21 protein-coding genes are annotated in these 22,298 nt (G+C 72.0%); 12 read left to right on the top strand and 9 right to left on the bottom strand.

The genetic code is table 11. The features are described from left to right. Window positions 1-2: 2 nt before the first annotated feature. The 4 genes from QOL88_RS05095 to QOL88_RS05080 all read left to right on the top strand — a co-directional run bounded on the left by QOL88_RS05095 (window position 3) and on the right by QOL88_RS05080 (window position 4,228). Complete coding sequence (locus QOL88_RS05095; protein ID WP_097215281.1) at window positions 3-2,615, top strand: sensor histidine kinase; 2,613 nt, start codon at window positions 3-5, stop codon at window positions 2,613-2,615. Next, window positions 2,612-3,049 carry a roadblock/LC7 domain-containing protein gene (locus QOL88_RS05090; RefSeq protein ID WP_097215280.1) on the top strand — a complete coding sequence of 146 codons (438 nt, stop codon included), beginning with the start codon at window positions 2,612-2,614 and terminating at the stop codon, window positions 3,047-3,049. The genes QOL88_RS05095 and QOL88_RS05090 overlap by 4 nt, the downstream gene beginning before the upstream one ends. A 22-nt stretch (window positions 3,050-3,071) precedes the next feature. Further along, window positions 3,072-3,482, top strand: a complete 411-nt coding sequence (locus QOL88_RS05085) for a DUF742 domain-containing protein (protein ID WP_097215279.1) — start codon at window positions 3,072-3,074, stop codon at window positions 3,480-3,482. 140 nt (window positions 3,483-3,622) lie between these two features. Next, window positions 3,623-4,228, top strand: a complete 606-nt coding sequence (locus QOL88_RS05080) for a GTP-binding protein (protein WP_097215278.1) — start codon at window positions 3,623-3,625, stop codon at window positions 4,226-4,228. A 46-nt stretch (window positions 4,229-4,274) separates the two neighbouring features. Here QOL88_RS05080 and QOL88_RS05075 read toward each other — a convergent pair whose 3' ends face one another. Then, window positions 4,275-4,703 (bottom strand): PPOX class F420-dependent oxidoreductase, encoded by a 429-nt coding sequence (locus QOL88_RS05075; protein ID WP_097215277.1) that lies wholly within the window; start codon window positions 4,701-4,703, stop codon window positions 4,275-4,277. Between the two features lie 104 nt (window positions 4,704-4,807). Here QOL88_RS05075 and QOL88_RS05070 point away from each other — a divergent pair, with 104 nt between their 5' ends. The 4 genes from QOL88_RS05070 to QOL88_RS05055 all read left to right on the top strand — a co-directional run bounded on the left by QOL88_RS05070 (window position 4,808) and on the right by QOL88_RS05055 (window position 7,699). Next, a complete protein-coding gene (locus QOL88_RS05070; RefSeq protein WP_097215276.1) occupies window positions 4,808-5,221 on the top strand; it encodes a roadblock/LC7 domain-containing protein in 414 nt (137 codons plus the stop codon). Between the two features lie 126 nt (window positions 5,222-5,347). Beyond that, complete coding sequence (locus tag QOL88_RS05065) at window positions 5,348-6,433, top strand: DUF6397 family protein (protein WP_257027520.1); 1,086 nt, start codon at window positions 5,348-5,350, stop codon at window positions 6,431-6,433. Between the two features lie 98 nt (window positions 6,434-6,531). Further along, window positions 6,532-6,903, top strand: coding sequence for a VOC family protein (locus QOL88_RS05060; protein ID WP_097215275.1), 372 nt, complete (start codon window positions 6,532-6,534; stop codon window positions 6,901-6,903). 10 nt (window positions 6,904-6,913) lie between these two features. After that, a complete protein-coding gene (locus tag QOL88_RS05055; RefSeq protein ID WP_097215274.1) occupies window positions 6,914-7,699 on the top strand; it encodes an Fpg/Nei family DNA glycosylase in 786 nt (261 codons plus the stop codon). A gap of 114 nt (window positions 7,700-7,813) precedes the next feature. Here QOL88_RS05055 and QOL88_RS05050 read toward each other — a convergent pair whose 3' ends face one another. The 4 genes from QOL88_RS05050 to QOL88_RS05035 form a co-directional block, all read right to left on the bottom strand. Beyond that, on the bottom strand, window positions 7,814-8,041 hold the full coding sequence (locus tag QOL88_RS05050) for a hypothetical protein (RefSeq protein ID WP_179878775.1): 228 nt from the start codon (window positions 8,039-8,041) through the stop codon (window positions 7,814-7,816). 13 nt (window positions 8,042-8,054) lie between these two features. Next, window positions 8,055-9,008 carry a DMT family transporter gene (locus tag QOL88_RS05045; RefSeq protein ID WP_257027518.1) on the bottom strand — a complete coding sequence of 318 codons (954 nt, stop codon included), beginning with the start codon at window positions 9,006-9,008 and terminating at the stop codon, window positions 8,055-8,057. 69 nt (window positions 9,009-9,077) lie between these two features. After that, window positions 9,078-9,950, bottom strand: coding sequence for an acyl-CoA thioesterase (locus QOL88_RS05040; protein WP_097215273.1), 873 nt, complete (start codon window positions 9,948-9,950; stop codon window positions 9,078-9,080). 37 nt (window positions 9,951-9,987) lie between these two features. Continuing rightward, on the bottom strand, window positions 9,988-12,501 hold the full coding sequence (locus QOL88_RS05035) for a DEAD/DEAH box helicase (RefSeq protein WP_179878774.1): 2,514 nt from the start codon (window positions 12,499-12,501) through the stop codon (window positions 9,988-9,990). Window positions 12,502-12,645: 144 nt separating this feature from the next. Between QOL88_RS05035 and QOL88_RS05030 the strand changes: the two genes are divergently transcribed. After that, window positions 12,646-13,440, top strand: coding sequence for a metal-dependent hydrolase (locus QOL88_RS05030; protein ID WP_097215272.1), 795 nt, complete (start codon window positions 12,646-12,648; stop codon window positions 13,438-13,440). Window positions 13,441-13,502: 62 nt separating this feature from the next. On the opposite strand, the gene QOL88_RS05025 is transcribed toward QOL88_RS05030, so the two are convergent. From QOL88_RS05025 to QOL88_RS05010, 4 genes are all read right to left on the bottom strand, one after another. Further along, on the bottom strand, window positions 13,503-13,748 hold the full coding sequence (locus QOL88_RS05025; RefSeq protein WP_097215271.1) for a type B 50S ribosomal protein L31: 246 nt from the start codon (window positions 13,746-13,748) through the stop codon (window positions 13,503-13,505). Window positions 13,749-13,783: 35 nt separating this feature from the next. After that, complete coding sequence (locus tag QOL88_RS05020; RefSeq protein WP_097215270.1) at window positions 13,784-14,254, bottom strand: DUF5709 domain-containing protein; 471 nt, start codon at window positions 14,252-14,254, stop codon at window positions 13,784-13,786. A 214-nt stretch (window positions 14,255-14,468) separates the two neighbouring features. Beyond that, on the bottom strand, window positions 14,469-16,250 hold the full coding sequence (locus tag QOL88_RS05015; RefSeq protein ID WP_097215269.1) for an ABC transporter ATP-binding protein: 1,782 nt from the start codon (window positions 16,248-16,250) through the stop codon (window positions 14,469-14,471). Further along, entirely contained in the window at window positions 16,247-18,052 is a 1,806-nt protein-coding gene (locus tag QOL88_RS05010) for an ABC transporter ATP-binding protein (RefSeq protein WP_097215268.1), read from the bottom strand. Before QOL88_RS05010 ends, QOL88_RS05015 begins: the two co-directional genes overlap by 4 nt. Window positions 18,053-18,242: 190 nt before the next feature. Here QOL88_RS05010 and QOL88_RS05005 point away from each other — a divergent pair, with 190 nt between their 5' ends. From QOL88_RS05005 to QOL88_RS04995, 3 genes are all read left to right on the top strand, one after another. Next, window positions 18,243-18,974 (top strand): L,D-transpeptidase family protein, encoded by a 732-nt coding sequence (locus tag QOL88_RS05005; protein ID WP_097215267.1) that lies wholly within the window; start codon window positions 18,243-18,245, stop codon window positions 18,972-18,974. Window positions 18,975-19,016: 42 nt separating this feature from the next. Then, window positions 19,017-20,621 (top strand): peptide-N4-asparagine amidase, encoded by a 1,605-nt coding sequence (locus QOL88_RS05000; RefSeq protein ID WP_097215266.1) that lies wholly within the window; start codon window positions 19,017-19,019, stop codon window positions 20,619-20,621. 174 nt (window positions 20,622-20,795) lie between these two features. Next, window positions 20,796-22,289 carry a cation:dicarboxylate symporter family transporter gene (locus QOL88_RS04995; protein ID WP_097215265.1) on the top strand — a complete coding sequence of 498 codons (1,494 nt, stop codon included), beginning with the start codon at window positions 20,796-20,798 and terminating at the stop codon, window positions 22,287-22,289. The last annotated feature ends 9 nt before the right edge of the window (window positions 22,290-22,298 follow it).

The raw sequence follows: 22,298 nt of genomic DNA, 5'->3' as shown, positions 1-22,298 counted from the left end.
CCATGCGAACACCCCGTAGGACCCCCACAGCCGGCGCCGACGCGCCGCCCTCCCCCGTGCGAGGCCGCCGCGCGCACGCCGGACCACCGGCCGACGAAGGCCCCGACACGCCTTCGGACGCCGCGCCGGAGGTGGCGCCCTCGCCCGCGGAGCGCTGGCACATACGCCCCCGCACCGTGCGCGCCAAGATCATCTGCCTGCTGATGGTGCCGGTCGTCTCCCTCCTGGCCCTGTGGGCCTATGCCACGGTCACCACCGCCCAGGACGTCTCCCGGCTCCGCCAGGTCCAGCGCGTCGACGCCACGGTCCGCGCCCCCGTCTCCGCGGCTGTGGCCGCCCTCCAGGCCGAACGGGCGGCCGCCGTACGCCACGCCACCGACCCGTCCGCCGTCCGCGCCGGCGAACTGGACGAACTCGCCCGGCGCACCGACCGGGCCGTCGCGAAGCTACGACTCGGCAACGGCACCACCGTCGCCGACAGCGGGGAGCTGCCCGCCGGAGTCGCCCAGCGGCTGAAGGCGTTCGTCTCCGATGCCGAGCAACTGCGGCCGGTACGCACGGCCGTGCAGGACGGGCACGCGGGCTGGGCCGAGACGTACGACCGCTACACCGGGACCATCTCGGCCGCGTTCGAGGTCGGAGGGGCACTCACCGGCATCCGGGACGCCGACCTCGGCTCCGACGCGCGCGTCCTGCTCGAATTCGCCCGCGCGGGCGAGGCGCTGGCCCAGGAGGACGCGGTGCTGGCGAGCGCCCGCCTGGACGGCACCCTGACCGGGGAGCGGCTCCGGCACTTCACCGGCGCCGTCGATCTGCGCCGCACGCTCACCGAGTCGGCCGTCGCGGACCTGAGCGGCACCGAACGCTTCGCATGGGACGCCCTCGCCGCCGGCGGCGCCTACACGGGCCTCGGCGAGGTCGAGGACGGGGTGCTGGCCCGCGGGCCGGGCGCGAAGGCGGTCGAGGCGGCACCCGAGAGCACCTGGAACACGCCCTACGAGCGCGTGCAGAACGGCATGCGCACCATCGAGGACGACGCGGCACGCGGAGTCGCCGAGCGGGCCGACCCGTTCACCCGGGGACTGCTCACCCCGGCCGGCGCCGCCGTCCTGCTCGGCCTCGCCGCTGTGGCCGCCTCGCTCGTCATCTCCGTCCGCATCGGACGCGGCCTCGTGGTGGAACTGGTCAGCCTGCGCAACAGCGCCCTGGAGATCGCCCGCCGCAAACTCCCCGACGCCATGCGGAGACTACGGGCGGGCGAAGAGATCGACATCCGTGCCGAGGCCCCACCGGAAGCGCCCGCCGAGGACGAGACCGGGCAGGTCGCCGAGGCCCTCACCACCGTGCACCGCGCCGCGCTGCGGGCCGCCGTGGAACGCGCCGAACTCGCCAGCGGCATCTCCGGCGTCTTCGTCAACCTCGCCCGCCGCAGCCAGATCCTCGTCCACCGGCAGCTGGCCCTCCTCGACAGCATGGAACGCCGCTCCGACGACCCGAACGAGCTGAGCGACCTCTTCCGTCTCGACCACCTCACCACCCGCATGCGGCGCCACGCCGAGAGCCTGATCATCCTCTCCGGGGCCGCCCCCGGCCGTGCCTGGCGCATGCCGGTCTCCCTGACGAACGTGGTCCGCGCGGCCGTCTCCGAAGTGGAGGACTACGCGCGCGTGGAGGTACGGCAACTCCCCGAGGCGGCCGTCGTCGGCGCGGCCGTAGCCGACCTCACGCACCTGCTGGCCGAGATCATCGAGAACGCCGCCCAGTTCTCCCCGCCCCACACGCGGGTGCGCGTCACCGGCGAACCCGTCGGCAACGGCTACGCCGTCGAGGTCGAGGACCGCGGCCTCGGCATGGGAAAGGAGACCCTCGCCGAGGCCAACCGCCGCATCGCCCAGTCCGAGGCGCTCGACCTGTTCGACAGCGACAGGCTCGGCCTCTTCGTGGTCAGCAGGCTCGCCGCCCGGCACGACGTCAAGGTCCACCTGCGGACCTCCCCGTACGGCGGCACCACCGCGGTCGTCCTGCTGCCCACCGCCCTGCTCCACACCGGGGCGGCCGAACGATCCCCGGAGGTGGCGGAACCCGCGCGGCAGCCGGAGGAACGCGCCTACGCGCGCGTGCCCGACGACATCTTCCTCCAGGACGCGGTCCCGGCCCAGGCCGACCGACGCGCCCTCGTGGCGCCCGTGCCGGCCACCGCGGAGCCCGAGAGCTCGCGTCACTCGGAGGCCTCGCGTCAGACGGAGGCCTCGCGCCATGCGGAGACCTCGCGTCACGTGGACAGTCCGCGCCACTTGGAGACCCCGAGCCAGACCCCACCCCCAGGAGTCGCCACCTTGCGACTGCACCGCCCACCGCAGCAGCCCGAAGACTCCGACGACCTTCCGCGCCGCGTGCGGCAGGCAAGCCTCGCTCCCCAACTGCGTGAAAGGCGCCCCGAGGAGCAGCCGTCGGCGCCCGCCCCCCGGGACGACGAGCGCACCCCCGAACTCGTCCGGAACCGCATGGCCGCCTACCGCGACGGCTGGGCGCGCGGCGGCGGCCGGCGCCCCGGCCGCGGCACCACTCCCGGCCCCGCGACCGGCAGCGACAGCAGCGAAGGAGACCCCGCATGATTCAGGACCCGAGCACCCAGTCCGCCCGGCGCTCCGGAGAACTCGACTGGCTGCTGGACGATCTGGTGCTCCGCGTGAGCGACATCCGGCACGCCGTGGTGCTGTCCAACGACGGCCTCGCCGTGGGCGCGTCGACCGGACTGCGCCGTGAGGACGCCGAGCACCTCGCCGCGGTCGCCTCGGGCTTCAACAGCCTCGCCAAGGGCGCGGGCCGGCACTTCGGCGCCGGAGGGGTGCGCCAGACCATGGTGGAGATGGACGAGGCCTTCCTGTTCGTGGCCGCCGCGGGCGACGGCTCCTGCCTCGCCCTCCTCACCGCCGTCACCGCCGACATCGGCCTCGTGGCCTACGAGATGGCCCGCCTGGTCAAACGCGTGGGCGAACACCTCGGCACGGCACCCCGGGTGGCCGCGCAGCCACCCGCAGCCCGATGAACCGGGAGAACGGTCCGCGCAGATGACCGAGGACATGACGGACGCCCAGCACGAGCAGGGCAGCCAGTGGTACGACAACGAGGCGGGCCCGCTCGTCCGCCCCTACGCCATGACGGGCGGACGCACCCGGCCCGGCCCCACCGGCGTACGGTTCGACCTGATCGCCCTGGTCACGCTGGACCCGGGCGCACCGGGCGTGGACGACGCCCCGCTCGGCCCGGAACACCGCAACCTCCTCGACCTGTGCCGCCCGGAGACCCAGTCGGTCGCCGAACTCGCCGCAGGTGCGGACCTGCCCGTGGGCGTGGTCAGGGTCCTCCTCGGCGACCTCCTGGAACTCGGCTGCGTCACCGTCAGCCGCCCCGTACCACCGGCGCAACTGCCCGACGAACGCATCCTGCGCGAGGTGATCGAGGGCCTGAGAGCGCTGTAGCCGCAACGCACCACAGCGGCTGCACACCCGCCTGCCGGCACCCAGCCCCACACCGCCCACGACACCCATACCACCCACCAGACCCACCACCACACCACCCACGCCTGCCCGACACCCGGCACTCCCGAGAGAAGTGATCAATGGTCTCCGAGCACTCCGAAGCCCCGGGCGGCGACACCGCCGCACTGGCGCTGAAGATCCTTGTCGCGGGCGGATTCGGCGTGGGCAAGACCACGCTGGTGGGCGCCGTCAGCGAGATCCGGCCACTGCGCACCGAGGAACTCCTCAGCGAAGCGGGCCAGTCGGTCGACGACACCGACGGCGTGGACCACAAGACCACCACGACCGTCGCCATGGACTTCGGACGCATCACCATCCGCTCCGGCCTCTCCCTGTACCTGTTCGGCACGCCGGGTCAGGACCGGTTCTGGTTCCTGTGGGACGAGTTGTCGCAGGGAGCGCTCGGCGCGGTGGTCCTCGCGGACACCCGCCGCCTGGAGGACTGCTTCCCCGCGGTCGACTACTTCGAGCACCGGCGCATCCCGTTCGTCGTGGCCGTCAACTGCTTCGCGGGCGCCCGGCGGCATGGCGCCCCGGACGTCTCGCGCGCCCTCGACCTCGACAGCGGCACGCCCGTGGTGCTGTGCGACGCCCGCGACCGCGATTCGGGAAAGGAGGTGCTGATCCGGCTCGTCGAGTACGCCGGGCGGATGCACACCGCCCGGCTGCTCGACTCGGTCGGCTGACCGGGGACGGGGGTTTGGCCGGAGCCCGACAGGGCCTTCCCCGCTATCAGTTCGCGATGTCCCGCTCCGCCAGCACCCTGTTGACCGTGACACGGACGAGGAGTTCGCCGGGGACGCCGTTGCGCGCGCCGAACTCTTCCGCGCGCTCTTCGCCCATGTACCGGGCGCCGATCCGGGTGGCCCAGTGCCGCACCTCGTCCAGGTCTTCCGAGACACGTGCGCGCCCCTGCAGCACCACGAAGGAGTACGGCGGCCGGTCGTCGTCCACGCACAGGGCGATCCGGCCGTCCCGGACGATGTTGCTCCCCTTCACGGTCTCCTTGCCGGTGTTGAACACCACCTCGTCCCCGTCCAGCAGGAACCAGATCGGAGCCACGTGCGGGCTGCCGTCGGCCCGGACCGTGGAGAGCTTTGCGGTGCGGGTGCCGTGGGAGACGAACTCCCGCCATTGCGCGTCGGTCATCTTCTCTGCCATGGCTCCCATCCTCCTTGCCCCGGCCGCGGTCGTGGGGAAGGCTGAGATGGAGATCCTCCGGCCAGGAGGGGAATCGCACGGGGAGAAAACGGGGAGAACGGAAGATGGTGCAGAACCAGGGACTCGACTGGCTGCTGGACGACCTGACCGAGCGTGTCCACGAGGTGCGGCACGCGCTGGTGCTGTCCAACGACGGCCTGGTGACCGGCGCGAGCACCGGATTGCGCCGCGAGGACGCGGAGCACCTCGCGGCCGTGTCGTCCGGGCTGCACAGCCTGGCCAAGGGCTCCGGACGGCATTTCGGCGCGGGCAGCGTACGCCAGACGATGATCGAGTTCGACGACGCGGTGCTCTTCGTCACCGCGGCCGGAACGGGCAGCTGTCTGTGCGTCCTCAGCGGCGCGGAGGCCGACATAGGCCAGATCGCCTACGAAATGACATTGCTGGTCAACCGGGTCGGGGAGCACCTCGACGTGGATGCGCGCCAGCCTGATCCAAAACCGATCACAGACCTCTGACCTGCACGTTCGTCATCCTCCGTGGAGTTATCCACAGGCTCGCCACGAGATCCGCCGCAGCGGCTACGGTTTTTGCACGGCGACCGCACAGGGCGTGAGCCGCCGACTCCACGGGGGAGACCGACCATGTCACGCACCGGCACGACGTCCGACCGCCCTACCTGCGCCCCGAGCCGGGCCGCCCGAGAACTGGGCCTCAAGCGAGGCGAGTTCGACCTTGCGGTGAACCTGGGGCTCATCCGGACCGTGCCCGACGAAGGAGGCGGGGGCCCGCGCGTGGCCTCGGCCGAGATCGACCGCCTGCGCTCCGGGGACGGCTTCCCGGACGCCCTGCGCGGACGCGTCGCGACCGTCGGCACCACAGCGGGCGCCGAGCTCATGGGCGTGACGCCCACCAGGTTCACGAGCCTCGCGCGCTACGGCCTGCTGATCCCGGTCACGTTCTACCTGAACCGCTACCGGACGGTCGTCTGGCTGTATCTGGCCGAGGAGCTACGGCAGTTCGCGGCCGAGGGGAGCCATGCCCAGCTGCTGACCGCCCGCCGCACGCCCACCGAGATCCGGGAGAAATTGAAGGCCGGAATGGACCGGCGGCCCCGCAACTGGCGGGGGCGGCACCTCGGATTCCTGACACGCCAGGCGGGGGACGATCCCTGGGCGCGAGCGGGAGCGGTCGCCTGCCTCTTGGACCCGGCCGATGTGGCGGACGTCGTGCGGGACCCCGGCGAGCGCATCCACCTGGCCCGCTGCCACCCCCGGCTCCCGGCCCACGGCACCCCCGGTTCCCCCACCGCCGAGCTGGCCGAGACGCTGATGACGGCGAGCGAGCCGGACGAAGTGGCCTGGTTCCGCGCGGACCTGGCGCACACGATGGAAACGGCCCGACGGCACCACCCCGTGGCGGCCACACTTTCCCCGGCACCACCGGCAGGCCCCTCTTCGGTCGTGTCACTCCCGGAGCCCCCGGCAGGCCGCTCTTCACTCGTGTCACTCCCGGAGCCCCCGGCAGGCCCCTCTTCGCTCATGCCGCTGCCGGCACCACCGGCTGCACCGAATCCGCTCGTGCCACTCCCGGCGCCACCGACCGGACCAGATCCGCTCGCGCCACGCCCGGCTCCGGCGGCAGAGCGCCGGCCCGAGCCCACCGACCCCACCCCTCCCCACGGCCTGCTGAGCCGGCTCCGCCGCAGGCGCCGACGGCCGGCCGGATGACCTCGCGGTACCGCGGCCCCGCTGACCGGTCCGCCGACCGATGAGTTTCCGGATGCGCCCGGGTCCGACCCTGAGGAGACTGGTTTCGGGAGGCGATCATGTTCGGTACGACGAAGGCGTTCAGCGGTTTCTCGGTGGACGACATCGACGCGGCGAGGGCGTTCTACGCCGACACGCTGGGGCTCCGGGTGTCGGAGAAGAACGGGCTGCTGTTCCTGCACATCGCGGGTGACCGGGACACCCTGGTCTACCTCAAGCCCGACCACACCCCGGCGACGTTCACCGTCCTCAACTTCCCGGTCGACGACATCGAGGCCGCGGTCGACGAGCTGGCGAGGAGAGGGGTGCGCTTCGAGCGCTACGACCACCTCAAGACGGACGACAAGGGCATCTTCCGCGGCGGCGGTCCGCTGATCGCCTGGTTCACCGACCCCGCGGGGAACGTGCTGTCCGTCCTCCAGGAAACCTGACCCACCGGTCGTGCCCGAACTCCCCGACGTCGAGGGCTTCCGGCAGGTTCTCGAGTCCTGCGCGAAGGGACGCGTCATCCGGCGCGTCGACGTGTGGGACGAAGGCGTCCTGCACGGCGTCGACACCCGGCGGCTGCGGGACGCGCTGGAGGGGCGTCGGTTCGGGACGCCGGAGCGGCACGGCAAGTGGCTGCTCGCCCGCACCGGCGGCCCCACTCTCGCCCTGCACTTCGGCATGACCGGGCGTCTGGTCTGCGGGCGTGCCGAGGACCCGGTCGAAGCGCATGACCGCGTCCTGTTCACTTTGGGCGGCGGCCGCCAGCTGCGCTTCCGTGACCAGCGCAAACTGCGGGGACTCTGGTTGGCGCACGACGAGTCCGACGTCGAGGCGCTGCTGCGGCGGCAGGGGCCCGACGCACTGGAGGTGGACCGTGCGCAGTTCGAGGAGGTGCTGTCGTCGCGCCGCGGGCATCTCAAGACAGCCCTGACTAACCAGTCCGTTCTCGCCGGCCTCGGCAATCTGCTCGCCGACGAGATCCTGTGGCGGGCCCGGCTGCGTCCCGATCGCGGGGCGCGCGACCTGAGCCGGGAGGACCGCCGCCGGCTGTACGACGCCATGCGCCGCACCGTGCGCTCGTCCGTCAGCGCCGGCTGCGTGCCGCCGCGTGGCTCCTGGCTCACCGGCCACCGGGACGACCGGGACCCGCGGTGCCCGAGGTGCGGCACCGGGCTGCGCAGGTCGCGGATGGGCGGGCGGGGCACGGTGTGGTGCCCGCAGTGCCAGCCTGACGGATGACCTGGGCAAAGCAGCGCCGAGCAGTGCAGAGCGAAACAGCGTGGGCGGCCGGACAAGGGCAGCAGCCGTGGCCCTCGTCGCAGCGACGGCGGCCCGGAGAAGCTGCCCGGCGGCTCAGACATCCGGCGTCAGGACGGCCGACGCCTCGGCCAGGATGCCGCCGTCTGACCCGGCCAGGATGCCGCCGTCCGCCTCGGCCAGGATGCCGCTGTCCGCCCCGGCCAGGATGCCGCCGTCCACGACAGAGGCACCCTCGCCCGAGAGAGCACGAGCCACCGTGCTTCCGATGCCTCCGGCCCCGCCGGTGACGATCGCCACCCGCTCGCTGAGGCGTCCCCTCATGGACCTTCTGCGCTCAGGGTGCCGCCGCGGTCTCGCGCTCCTCGTCCGGAGCCACCAGCGACTGCGTGAACGGAATCCGCGCCAGCGCGAACACCCCCGCGGCGATCAGCGCGACGCCGAACAACTGCGGCAGCAGCCACCACCCGGAGCGGATGGTCTCCTCGTACAGGGTGATGCCCAACGTGAGGCTCACCAGGGCGTCGCCGAGGGTGAGGGCGGGCTGCGAGGCGACCAGCGGACCGGCCTGCATGGCGTTCTCCAGCAGGAACAGCGCGCACACGCCCGTGGCGGCGAAGGCGTAGGTCTGCCAGGCGGTGAGGAAGCCCACGAGGCCCTGCTCGTCGAGGATGTGCATGGCGGCCTTCATCAGCGCCGCGGTCACCGCGTAGCTGATCGCCGTCGCGGCGCCCAGGCAGGCCGCCCGGGCCCGGCCCTGTGGCCGCCGGAGGGCCGTTACGGCGAGGGCGACGACCGCCCCCGCGCACACAGCGAGCGCGGGAATCCAGCGGTCCAGCGCCACATGGGTGCGGTTGCCGGCGGGGGAGGCGGCGGCGAGCGCGACCGCCAGACCGGCCACCACCACCGTCACGGCCAGCCAGCCCGTGCCCGGCAGATGCCGGTGCATCAGCAGCGACGCGACGATGAGGGTGAGCGGCAGTTCCAGCACGAACAGCGGCTGCACGATCGTCAGCGGGCCGGTGGCCAGCGCCAGCGCCTGGCAGACGGCGGCGCCGATCACCGCCAGGATCCCGGCCAGCCACACCGGCCGGCGCAGCAGGTCGGCGATCAGCCCGGCCCGCAACCCTTGGGAGGCGGGCACGGTGAGCGCGGCCTTGCGTTGCAGCACGGTCGCGACGGCGTTGCTGAAGGCGGCGCAGATCGCGAACACGACGGGGAGCACGGTGTGCAGCGTGGCCACCTCCCGGATCGGCGGGCGTGTGACGTCGGCGGTGCCTGCTCCTGCCATGGTCGCCGGAACCGGTCGGGCGCGCGATCGGACCGGCGCACGCGGGGTCCCGGTCCGCGAAGGGCCGGGTCAGCCCAGCTTCCGGAAGAGCCCCTCCTGCACCACGGACACGACCAGCCGGCCCTCACGGTCGTAGATCCGCCCCCGGGCCAGACCGCGGCCCCCGACCGCGATCGGCGACTCCTGGTCGTAGAGGAGCCAGTCGTCCGCGCGGAACGGACGGTGGAACCACATCGCATGGTCCAGCGACGCCAGGTCGAAGCCACGCGGGCCCCACAGCGGCTCGACCGGGATGCGGACGGCGTCCAGGAGGGTCATGTCGCTGGCGTAGGTGAGGGCGCAGGTGTGCACGAGCGGGTCGTCGCCGAGCGGCCCGACCGCGCGCATCCACACGGCGCTGCGCGGCTCGGCGTCCTCGACCTCCTCGGCGGTCCAGCGCAGCCGGTCCACGTAGCGGATGTCGAAGGGCTGGCGCCGGGCCATCCGCTCCAGCTGCTCGGGCAGCGAGCCCAGGTGCTCCCGGATCTCGTCGGTGACGGTGGGCAGGGACTCCGGGTCCGGGACCGCGCGGGCCGGCGGCAGCTGGTGCTCGAAGCTGCCCTCCTCCGGCTTGTGGAAGGAGGCGGTGAGGTTGAAGATCGTGCGGCCCTGCTGCACGGCCGTGACCCGGCGGGTGGTGAACGACCGCCCGTCGCGCACATGCTCGACCTGGTAGACGATCGGCACGCCCGGCCGGCCCGGGCGCAGGAAGTACGCGTGCAGCGAGTGCACCGGGCGGTCGCCCTCCGTGGTGCGGCCGGCGGCGACCAGCGCCTGCCCCGCCACCTGCCCGCCGAAGACCCGCTGCAGGGACTCCTGCGGGCTGCGGCCGCGGAAGATGTTGACCTCGATCTGCTCCAGGTCGAGGAGGTCGACGAGCTTCTCGGCCGGGTTCGTCGTCATGGGTGGGATTCTCCTGTGCTCGCTGCTGCCCGGCCCGTCACAGCTGGCCGACGTCGGTCACGCGGACGACCGCGCGGCCCTCCGCGTCCGAGGCCGTGAGGTCGACCTCCGCGCTGATGCCCCAGTCGTGGTCGCCGTTCGGGTCGTGGAAGATCTGCCGGACCCGCCACAGGGCGTTCTCCGGCTCCTCCTCGATGAGCAGCAGCTTCGGGCCGCGGGCGTCGGGTCCGGTGCCGAGATCCTCGTACTCGTCCCAGTACTTGTCCATCGCCTCGCCCCACGCGTCGGCGTCCCAGCCGGACTCCCCGTCCATCTCGCCCAGCTCTCCGACCTGGTCGAGGGCGGCCAGTTCCACCCGGCGGAACATGGCGTTGCGGACCAGGACACGGAAGGCGCGCGCGTTGGCGGTGACCGGCTTGACCTCGTCGGCCTTCTCCTGGGCCTCCTCGGCGGTCATCTCCGCAGGGTTGGCCAGCTGCTCCCACTCGTCCAGCAGGCTGGAGTCGACCTGGCGCACCATCTCGCCCAGCCAGGCGATCAGGTCCTGAAGGTCCTCGGACTTGAGGTCGTCGGGGACGGTGTGGTCGAGGGCCTTGAAGGCGCTGGCCAGGTAGCGCAGCACGATGCCCTCGGTGCGGGCCAGCTCGTAGTGGGACACCAACTCCGTGAAGGACATGGCCCGTTCGTACATGTCACGGATGACGGACTTCGGCGACAGCGGATGGTCGCCGACCCAGGGGTGGCTCTTGCGGTACGTGTTGTACGCGTGGAAGAGCAGCTCCTCCAGGGGCTTGGGGTAGGTGATGTCCTGGAGTCGCTCCATGCGCTCCTCGTACTCGACCCCGTCCGCCTTCATCTGGGCCACGGCCTCGCCGCGCGCCTTGTTCTGCTGGGCGGCGAGGATCTGCCGCGGGTCGTCCAGCGTCGACTCCACCACGGACACCATGTCGAGGGCGTACGACGGCGACTCGGGGTCGAGCAGTTCGAACGCGGCGAGCGCGAACGTGGACAGCGGCTGGTTGAGGGCGAAGTCCTGCTGGAGGTCGACCGTGAGACGGACGACGCGCCCCTCGGCGTCCGGCTGGTCGAGCTTCTCGACGATGCCGCCGTCCAGCAGCGAACGGTAGATCGCGATGGCCCGGCGGATGTGCCGCAACTGCTGCTTGCGCGGCTCGTGGTTGTCCTCCAGCATGCGGCGCATCGCCTCGAAGGCGTTGCCGGGGCGGGCGATCACCGACAGCAGCATGGTGTGCGTGACCCGGAACCGGGAGGTCAGCGGCTCCGGTTCGGAGCCGATGAGCTTCTCGAAGGTCTGCTCCGACCACGCGACGAAGCCCTCCGGGGCCTTCTTGCGGACGACCTTGCGGCGCTTCTTCGGGTCGTCGCCCGCCTTGGCGAGGGCCTTCTCGTTCTCGACGACGTGCTCGGGAGCCTGCGCGACGACGAAGCCCTCCGTGTCGTAGCCGGCCCGCCCGGCCCGGCCGGCGATCTGGTGGAACTCCCGGGCCCGCAGGGTGCGTACACGGGTGCCGTCGTACTTGGTGAGGGCCGTGAACAGCACGGTGCGGATGGGGACGTTGACACCGACGCCGAGCGTGTCCGTGCCGCAGATGACCTTCAGCAGACCGGCCTGCGCGAGCTTCTCCACCAGGCGGCGGTACTTGGGCAGCATGCCGGCGTGGTGCACGCCGATGCCGTGCCGGACGTAACGGGAGAGGTTGCGGCCGAACTTGGTGGTGAAGCGGAAGTTGCCGATCAGATCGGCGATCTGCTCCTTCTCCTCCTTCGAGCACATGTTGATGCTCATCAGCGCCTGCGCCCGCTCCACGGCCTGCGCCTGCGTGAAGTGCACGATGTAGACGGGCGCCTGCCTGGCGGAGAGCAGATCGGTGAGCGTCTCGGTGAGCGGGGTGTACCGGTACTCGTAGGACAGCGGCACCGGGCGGGTCGCCGAGCGGACCACCGCGGTCGGGCGGCCCGTGCGGCGGGTGAGGTCCTTCTCGAAGAAGGAGACGTCGCCGAGCGTCGCCGACATCAGCACGAACTGCGCCTGCGGCAGTTCCAGGATGGGGATCTGCCACGCCCAGCCGCGGTCGCCCTCGGCGTAGAAGTGGAACTCGTCCATCACGACCTGGCCGACGTCCGCGTGCCTGCCGTCGCGCAGCGCGATCGACGCGAGCACCTCGGCGGTGCAGCAGATGACCGGGGCGTCGGCGTTGACGGACGCGTCACCGGTGAGCATGCCGACGTTCTCGGTGCCGAAGATCTTGCACAGCTCGAAGAACTTCTCCGACACCAGCGCCTTGATCGGGGCGGTGTAGAAGGTGACCTCGTCCCGGGCCAATGCGGCGAAGTGCGCGCCCGCCGCGATCATGCTCTTTCCGGAGCCGGTCGGCGTCGACACGATCACGTTCGCGCCGGAGACCACCTCGATCAGCGCCTCCTCCTGGTGGGGGTAGAGCGTGAGACCCCGCTCGCCGGCCCACGACTCGAAGGCTTCGTACAAGGCATCGGGGTCGGGGGTCCGCGGCAGCTGATCGATGAGGGTCACGCCCCCATCTTGCCTGGCCCGATGCCCGATGCGGGAATCGGCTGCGGGCCCGAAGATCACGAACGCTACGCTGGGGCGCCGACGGGACGTCAGCGCGCCCGGTCAACTGGACGGCGGCACACGAGGAATGGGGCCAGCAGCGCCATGATGGGACCAGCACACTCATTGTCGGGAGCCGCCGCCTGGCTGGGCGTCGGCGCGGCCGCCGCGGCGGCCGGGCACCCGATGCCCTGGCCGGTCCTCCTCGTCGGCGCCCTGATCTGCGCCGGAGCCGCACTCGCCCCGGATCTCGACCACAAGGCGGCCACCATCTCCCGGTCCTTCGGACCGCTGTCGCGCTGGCTGTGCGAGATCGTCGACAAGCTCTCGTACGCCATCTACAAGGCCACCAAGAAGCAGGGAGACCCGCGCCGCTCCGGCGGGCACCGCACGCTGACGCACACCTGGCTGTGGGCGGTCCTGATCGGTGCGGGCACCTCGGCCGTGGCGATCACCAGTGACCGCTGGGGCGTGCTCGCGGTCCTCTTCGTCCACCTGGTCCTGGCCATCGAGGGCCTGCTGTGGCGGGCGGCACGCGGCTCCAGCAGCGATGTCCTGGTGTGGTTGCTGGCCGCGACCACCGCCTGGATCCTCGCGGGGGTCCTGGACAAGCCGGGCAACGGCGCGGACTGGCTGTTCACGGCGCCGGGGCAGGAGTACCTGTGGCTGGGGCTGCCGGTGGTGCTGGGCGCGATCGTGCACGACATCGGGGACGCGCTGACCGTGTCCGGCTGCCCGATCCTGTGGCCCATCCCGGTCGGGCGCAAGCGCTGGTACCCGATCGGGCCGCCCAAGGCCATGCGGTTCCGGGCGGGCAGCTGGGTCGAGCTCAAGGTGCTGATGCCGGTGTTCATGCTGCTCGGCGGGGTGGGCTGCGCGGCGGCGCTCAACTTCATCTGACCCCCGCGGAGCTCCGCCGCCCCCAAGAGCTCCGCCGCCCCAGGAGCTCCGCCCCGCAGGCCTCAGCCGCCGCCGTAGCGCCGCTCGAACGCGGCGACCCGCCCCTCCGAGTCCACCGTGCGGGCCTTGCCCGTGTAGAAGGGGTGGCTCTCGGAGGAGATCTCCACGTCCACGACCGGGTAGGTCTCGCCGTCGTCCCATTCGATGGTCTGGTCGCTGGTCGCGGTGGACCGGGTGAGGAACGCGTACCCGGCGGCGCGGTCACGGAAGACGACGGAGTGGTAGTCGGGGTGCTTGTCCTGCTGCATGGATGCTCCTCGAACGGCTCGGGACGGCCTTGCGATCAGCCGGACAGGGTGTCCTCGTCGACGATGTGCACGGCGGCCTCCTCGGCCGACGCCGCGGCACCGTCGATGCCCACGTCCATGGCGACCAGTGCCTCCTCCTCGTCCTCGTGGGCGCCCTCGTCGGGTGCCACGAGCCGGCCGGAGCGCGCGGCGCCGACCTCGTTGTCCAGGAGTTCCCCGTCGGTGCCCGCACAGTCCCCGAGGCCGTCACCGTCAGGGGCGGCGGCATCCGGCAGCTCTTCGGACAGCCGCTGGTCCAGCGTCTCGCCCCGCTGCCGCTCGGCGGCCGTCACACCGAGGTGCTCGACGGCCCAGGGCCGATCGGGAGGGGACCAGCCCCGGTCCAGGGGATCGTCGACGCCGTCGTTCTCCAGGGTGTCCTCGGCGTCGAGCAGCCCCGTGTCCTCCCTCTGCTCGTCTTGGTCCGGCTGGTAGACGTCGTCTCCCCAGCCGTCGGAGCTGTTCACGGGTACCTCCAGGGGGTGGGGACGAGCCCGTTGTCACGGGACCCGCTCCGGGCCGCCGCCGCACGGAGCACAGACTCCGCCCGAACCACTGCTTCCCGGGCGGTCCCCGAGCCGGTGCCTGATTCCAGCCTTCCACCCCGGCTCGGGACCGCGCAACGCCAAGGACACGGCCGCCCCCCTGGGAGGAGGGCGGCCGTCTCGCACGACGCGGTGCTCAGCCGTGCCACGACCTCCACAGCGCCGCATACGCCCCGTCCGCCGCGACCAGCTCCTCATGGCTGCCCAGCTCGCTGATGCGGCCGCTTTCGACGACGGCGATGACGTCCGCGTCGTGGGCCGTGTGCAGCCGGTGGGCGATGGCGACGACGGTGCGGCCGTCCAGGACGCGGGCCAGGGACCGTTCCAGGTTGCGGGCGGCGCGCGGGTCGAGCAGGGACGTCGCCTCGTCGAGGACCAGCGTGTGCGGGTCGGCCAGCACCAGGCGGGCCAGCGCGATCTGCTGGGCCTGGGCCGGGGTGAGCGCCAGCCCGCCCGAGCCGACCTCGGTGTCCAGGCCCTCCTCCAGCGCACGGGCCCAGCCGTCCGCGTCGACCGCGCCCAGCGCCGCCCACAGCTCGGCGTCGACGGCACCGGTCCGCGCGAGCCGCAGGTTGTCGCGCAGGGAGCCCACGAAGACGTGGTGCTCCTGGTTGACCAGGGCCACATGGGAGCGGACGCGTTCGGCGGGCATCCGGGACAGCTCGGCGCTGCCCAGGGTGATCCGGCCGTCCCGGGGCGCGTAGATCCCGGCGAGCAGCCGGCCCAGCGTGGACTTGCCCGCGCCCGAGGGGCCGACCAGGGCCAGCCGGGTGCCGGGGGAGACCTCCAGGGACACCTTGCGCAGGACGTCCACGCCCTCCAGGTAGCCGAAGTGCACCCGGTCGGCGTGCACGTGGCGTCCCTCGGGGGTCACCGACGGATCCCCGGCGTCCGGCTCGATGTCCCGGACCCCGACGAGCCGGGCCAGCGACACCTGGGCCACCTGCAGCTCGTCGTACCAGCGCAGGATCATGCCCACCGGGTCGACCAGCATCTGGGCGATCAGCGCGCCGGTGGTCAGCTGGCCGACGTCGATCCACCCGTGGAGGGCGAACACACCGCCGATCATCAGGACGGAGGCGAGTACGGTCACGTGGGTGGTGTTGATGACCGGGAAGAGCACCGACCGCAGCCAGAGTGTGTACCGCTCCCAGGCCGTCCACTCCCGGATCCGCTGCTCGGACAGCCCGACGCGGCGCTCGCCCAGGCGGTGGGCCTCGACGGTGCGCCCGGCGTCCACGGTCTCGGCGAGCGCGGCGGCCACGGCGGCATACCCGGCGGACTCTGAACGGTAGGCGGAGGGCGCCCGCCGGAAGTACCAGCGGCAGCCGACGATCAGCAGCGGCAGGGCGAGCAGCACGGCGAGCGCCAGCGGCGGCGCCGTGATCACCAGGCCGCCCATCAGCAGGAACACCCACACCACGCCGATCGACAGCTGTGGCACAGCCTCGCGCATGGCGTTGCCGAGGCGGTCGATGTCCGTCGTGATGCGCGACAGCAGGTCGCCGGTCCCGGCCCGCTCCAGCACCCCGGGCGGCAGCCCGACCGAGCGGACGAGGAAGTCCTCGCGCAGGTCGGCCAGCATTCGCTCGCCCAGCATCGCGCCGCGCAGCCGTACCTGACGGACGAACACGGCCTGGACCGCCAGTGCGGCCACGAAGAGCCCGGCGGTGAGTTCCAGCCGCAGGTCCCGCGCCCCGTCGGACACCCGCTCCACCAGTCCGCCCAGCAGCCAGGGACCTGCCATCGAGGCGATCACGGCAGCGGTGTTGACGGCGACCAGCAGCAGGAACGCCCGCCGGTGCCGGCGCAGCAGTTCGGCCACGTAGGTGCGGACGGTCTCGGGGGCGCCGACCGGCAGGGTGTTCGCCGTCGTCGGGGCCGCCGGGTCGTACGCCGGTGGCGCGACGCCGATCATGCCTTCTCCTCGATCTCTTCCAGTTCGTGCAGGACGTCGTTCACGGCGACGGAGCCGTTCAGGGCGGCCTCGTCGTCCGTCTCGCGGGTGACCACCGCCCGGTAGCGGGGCTCGGTACGCACCAGTTCGCGGTGGGCGCCGACCGCCACGGCCTCGCCGTCGTGCAGGAACACGACCCGGTCGGCGCGGTCCAGCAGCAGCGGCGAGGAGGTGAACACCACGGTCGTGCGCCCGGCGCGCAACTCCCGCACGCCCTGCGCGATCCGTGCCTCGGTGTGCGAGTCGACGGCCGAGGTCGGCTCGTCCAGGACGAGCGCCTCCGGGTCCGTGATCAGCGACCGGGCGAGCGCGAGCCGCTGGCGCTGACCGCCGGACAGGGACCGGCCGCGCTCGGTGATCCGGGCGTCCATGGGGTCGGTGGCGTCCAGTGAGCCCTGCACCAGGGCCGCCAGCACGTCGTCGCACTGCGCGGCCGCCAGTGCCGCTTCCGGCCGGACGGCGCCCGACGCGGGCACGTCGAGCAGCTCGCGCAGCGTGCCGGACAGCAGCACCGGGTCCTTGTCCTGGACGAGGACGGCCGTACGGGCGCTGTCCAACGGCAGTTCGTCGAGCGGCACTCCGCCCAGCAGAACCGAGGTGCCCTCCTGGGACGGGTGTCCCCCCAGCCGTTCCGCCAGCAGGCCCGCCGCGTCCGGATCGCCGCACACCACCGCCGTGAGACGGCCGGCGGGCACGAGCAGCCCGGTCTGCGGGTCGTACAGGTCGCCGCAGGGGACGTCGGCCGCGCGCGATCCGGCGGTGTCGGTGGGCCGTCGCAGCGACAGCACTCCCGCGGCCCGCTTGGCGGAAGGCCGGGAGAAGGAGTACGCCATGGCGATCTCCTCGAAGTGCCGCAGCGGGTAGGTGAGGACCATGACCGAGCTGTAGACGGTGACCAGTTCGCCGACGGTGATCCGGCCCTCGCGCGCCAGCCCCACGCCGTACCAGACGACCGCGATGAGCAGCAGTCCCGGCAGCAGGACCTGGATGGCGGAGATCAGGGCCCACATCCGGGCGCTGCGCACAGCCGCGTGGCGTACCTCCTGGGAGGCGCTGCGGTAGCGGTCGAGGAACAGTTCCTCGCCACCGATGCCGCGCAGCACGCGCAGGCCGGCGACGGTGTCCGAGGCGAGTTCGGTGGCGCGTCCGGCCTTCTCGCGCTGGGTGTCGGCACGCCGGGTGGCGCGGGGCAGCAACGGCAGCACGGCGAGCGCCAGCGCGGGCAGTCCGACGGCGACGACCACGCCGAGCGCCGGCTGGTAGACGAGCAGGCCCACGCAGACCAGCACGATCGTGACCAGAGCCGCGGTGAAGCGAGACAGGGCCTCGACGAACCAGCCGATCTTCTCGACGTCGCCGGTCGAGACCGCCACCACTTCCCCGGCCGCGACGCGCCGCGTCAGCGCCGAGCCCAGATGGGCGGCCTTGCGGGCGAGCAGTTGCTGGACGCGGGCGGCCGCCGTGATCCAGTTGGTGATCGCGGTGCGGTGCAGGAAGGTGTCGCCGACCGCGTTGCCGACGCAGGCCAGCGCCAGCAGGCCGCCGGCCAGGGCGAGCCCGGTGCCGGAGCGGTCGACGACGGCCTGCACGGCGACCCCGACACAGAACGGCAGGGCGGCCACGGAGGCGAAGTGCAGCAGTCCCCAGGCCAGCGACTTGAGCTGACCGCCCCGCTGATTGCGGAAGAGCCACCACAGGAATCGGGGCCCCGAACGCGCGTCCGGCACGCCCGGGTCGGGGTACGGAAGGTCTTGAATCTGCATGACGTCCCAGTGGCTCGTGTCAGGGGGTGGAGTCCGGCCGAAGGCAGCAAACCGTGACAGGTTCGCCCTGGCGCGAGGTGGCGGGCAACAGGTTTTCCGCCCACCGAACGGAACCGGCCGTTCGCCGTGCGCCACCGACTCTCCGGGCCTCGGCCCACCGTCGCCCGGATCGCGGTGCGACCATGGAGCGATGCACAGTGGTGGCGTACGACGAGCCGTGACCGCGACGGCGGTTCTCGCCTCTTTCCTGACCGCTCTGTCCGCCTGCGGCGGCGCGCGGGGCAGTGGGGCGACACAAGCCGAGGGCCGGGCGGCCCGCACTCATGCGGCCACGGCCGCCCCGACGCGCGTCCCCGGCGTCGGCGACCGGCTCCAGCGGCGGATCCCGTCCGGCTCCCGCCAGGTCGTCGCGGTCTACGGCGACGGGAAGGACTCCGCCGACTCCACGGTCGTCCTGTACACGAAGCACGGCTCGACCTGGAAGCGGGAGCGCGGCTGGGCCGGGCACAACGGCAAGAAGGGCTGGACCACCGACCACCACGAGGACGACGGCCGCAGCCCGGTGGGTGTGTTCACCCTCAGCGACGCGGGCGGCGTCCTGCCGGACCCGGGCTCCGGGCTGCCGTACACCCGCTCCGCGGCCTTCGCCGCCCCGCGCTGGTGGGCCACGTCGCACTGGCACGACTTCGACTACGTCATCGCCATCGACTACAACCGCGTCAAGGGCACCCCGCCGAACGACCCGACCCGCCCCGAGGGTGAGAAGAAGGGTGGCGGGATCTGGCTGCACATGGACCACGGCAGCGGCACGTCGGCCTGTGTCAGCGTGTCCGAGCAGGCGATGAGGTACCTCCTGCGCACGCTGGACCCGCGACAGCGTCCCGTGGTGGTGATGGGGGACAGGGCGGATCTGGCTGCCTAGTCGTCATTGCGCGGGTGGCCGACTCCCCGTAGAACACCGCCCATGAAGAGACGGATCGTCATGTCCATGCTTGCCGGAGCGACCCTCCTGGCGAGCACCCTCCTCGGCAGCGGACCCGCCGGGGCGGCGGACGTCCCGGCCCCGGCGGCCGGCGCCCCCGCCGAGTTCGGCACCGACTGGCACGACCCGGTCACGGCCGCACCACCGGTGGAACGGCCCTCCGGGAAGTCCTGCGAAGTCACCCTCGCCCAGGCGCAGTTCCGTGACTTCACCCCCTATCGCGGCACGTACACACCGCCGGACGGCTGCGGCGACCGCTGGAGCAAGGTGGTGCTGCGGCTCGACGGCAAGGTCAAGGGACGCCAGTACGACCGGCTCGGCTACCTCCGTGTCGGCGGGGTCGAGATCCTCCGGACGTCGACGCCGCAGCCCTCGCCCGACGGCATCGAGTGGTCCGTGGAGAAGGACGTCACGCGCTACAGCGACACCTTCCGCACGGGCCGGGACGTCGAGATGCTCATCGGGAACGTCGTCGACGACACCTACACGGGCGTCCTCGACGTCAAGGCCACACTGACGTTCTACCGGGGCCGGCCCGACGGCCTGAGCCCCGACCGGGTCCTCACCCTCGACGGCGACTCGGCCCTCAGCACACCGCGCAACAGCGAGCGCATCGTCGCCGAGGTGTACGCGACCGGCTCCGGCGGCGGCTGCGAGGAGTACTGGTACCTGACAGTGCCCGATCCGGCCCCCTACTCCTGCAAGGCCGGTCAAGGCCCCTACCGGGAGGTGCAGATCAGCGTGGACGGCAGGCTCGCCGGCATCGCCGCCCCGTTCCCGACGGTGTGGACCGGAGGCTGGTCCAACCCGTTCCTCTGGTACGTGATCCCAGGCCCGCGCGCCTTCGACATCAAGCCCATCACCTACGACCTCACCCCCTTCGCCGGGATCCTCAACGACGGCCGCCCGCACCGCGTCGAGGTCTCGGTCGTGGGCGTACCCGAGGGGCAGGCCGGCTGGAGCACGCCCGTGAACGTCCTCGTCTGGCAGGACGAGCAGCGCGCACGGGTCACCGGGAAGCTCACCGTGCACACGGCAGGCGACCTCACCAACTCCTCCGTTCACACGCCCGGTTCGGAGCACCGGGTCGACACCGACGGCGCCCACCGGCTGACCGTCGGCGGCTACGTCGACACATCGCACGGCCGCGTGAGGACCACCGTCAGCCGCTCGCTCGCCAACACGTCCACGCACCGGTGGACCGACGGTGAGACGCGTGACGCTCTCGAAGCCGGCTGGACGGACGACGAGTCGGTGACCGTCGGCGGTCGCACCACGCGGACCCACCGCGCCTACACGATGGACGGCACGACCACCCTCGGTGCGGGCGATCGCCTGCGCACCGTGCTGACTCTCGGCGACCGCGCCACGGTCGTCGGCACCCACGGCGGGCGACGGACCGCGTGGTCGCGGCTCGACAACTCCTACACGGGCGATGCGACGTACACGGCGAACGTGCCGCGCGACCAACGCCATGCGGTCGGCACCACGAGTGAGCGCTACCGGCTGTACGGCTCGCGCGGTTGCCACGACCGGACCCTGACCACCGTGCAGGGGGTGCTCACCGAGGACCGCAGCCGGTGCTGAGGTGACCAGTGGGGTGTGTGTGACGTGTGTCACTTATGACACTTTTACTTGGCTGAAACGCAGCGGTCTTGTGCGCGATCAAGACAGCCTCCAGAGTGTCGGAAACGGAAGCCGCTTTCCGTATCACAGAAGTCTCTTCCGGCTTCTGTGCGCCCCGTCCCCCGAGGAGGCTTCGTGCCCCCGTCCGTACCGTCTCTCCCGCGACGTGCCGCACGCACTCTACGCACCTCGCTTTTCGCGCAGGTAACCTGCGCGCTCGTCCTCGGAATCGTCGTCGGAAAGCTGTGGCCGGACACGGCCACGGCTCTCCAGCCGCTCGGTGACGGTTTCACCCGGCTCATCAAGACCGTGATCTCGCCACTGGTGTTCTGCGTGGTCGTCGTCGGCATCGCCAAGGCCGGTGACCTGAAGGCGTTCGGCCGGATCGGGGTCAAGGCCCTCATCTGGTTCGAGATCGCCTCGACGGCCGCCCTGATCATCGGTCTCGTCACCGCCAACGTCGTCGGCCCGGGCAAGGGCATGAACGTCGACCCCTCCTCGCTCGACGCCGCGGCGGTGGAGGAGACGACGGGCGGAGGCCACCTGCCCACGACGACCGAGTTCGTCCTGAACGCGCTTCCACAGAGTTTCATCGGATCCTTCGCCGAGAACGAGCTGCTCCAAGTCCTCATCCTGGCCTGCCTGGTGGGCGCCGCTCTGCTGCACCTCGGGCACACCAAGGTGCCGAAGGTCCTGCCCGCGATCGAGCAGGCCCAGGACATCATCTTCGCCGTCGTCGGCTTCATCATGCGGCTGGCCCCGCTCGCGGTGTTCGGCGCCATGGCCCACCTGGTCGGCAGCTACGGCCTGGGCGTGATGCAGACGTACGCCAAACTCATCGTGCTCTGCTACGTGGCCGCCGCGCTGTTCGTCGCGCTGCTGGCCGTCGCGCTGAAGCTGGTGACCGGCCTCAGCCTGTGGAAGTTCCTGCGCTACATCCGCGAGGAGATGCTGCTCGCGCTCGGCACCGCGTCCACCGAGTCGGTCATGCCGCGCGTGATGCAGAAGCTGCGCCGGGCCGGTGCCCGCGACGACGCCGTGGGACTCGTGCTCCCCACCGGCTACTCCTTCAACCTCGACGGCGCCTCGCTCTACCTGTCCATCGGCACGCTGTTCATCGCCCAGGCGGTGGGTGTGGACCTGAGCCTCGGTCAGCAGATCACCGTGGTGCTGGTGCTGATGCTGACCAGCAAGGGCATGGCGGGCATCCCCGGATCGGCGTTCCTCGCCCTGTCCGCGACCGCCTCGTCCCTCGGGGCGATCCCGGCCGGTGCGGTCGCGCTGCTGCTCGGCGTGGACCGCATCATGGACTCGATGCGCGTCGTCACGAACCTGCTCGGCAACTGCGTCGCCGTCTTCGCGGTGTCCCGCTGGGAGGGCGCCCTGGACACGGACCGGGCGAAGAAGGTGCTCGACGGGGAGGACCCCTCCACGCCGGACGACGGCGAGAAGGGCATCGGCGCCGACCAGGACCTCGGCGCTGAGAAGGGCCCCGGCGGTGCGAAGGACCCGGGCGGTGCGAAGGAAACGGGCGGTGAGACCGGCACCGAGGCGCTGGCGCCGGGCATCCCGGCCCAGAAGTCCAAGGAGCCCAAGGAGCCCAAAGAGCCCGTTCCCGAGGCCGGTTGACCGGAACCG

This window comes from Streptomyces sp. Ag82_O1-12, assembly GCF_900182715.1.
GTDB lineage: Bacteria > Actinomycetota > Actinomycetes > Streptomycetales > Streptomycetaceae > Streptomyces > Streptomyces massasporeus.
Note: the sequence above shows the minus strand (reverse complement) of the source record. Positions and strands in the feature narration are given on the sequence as shown.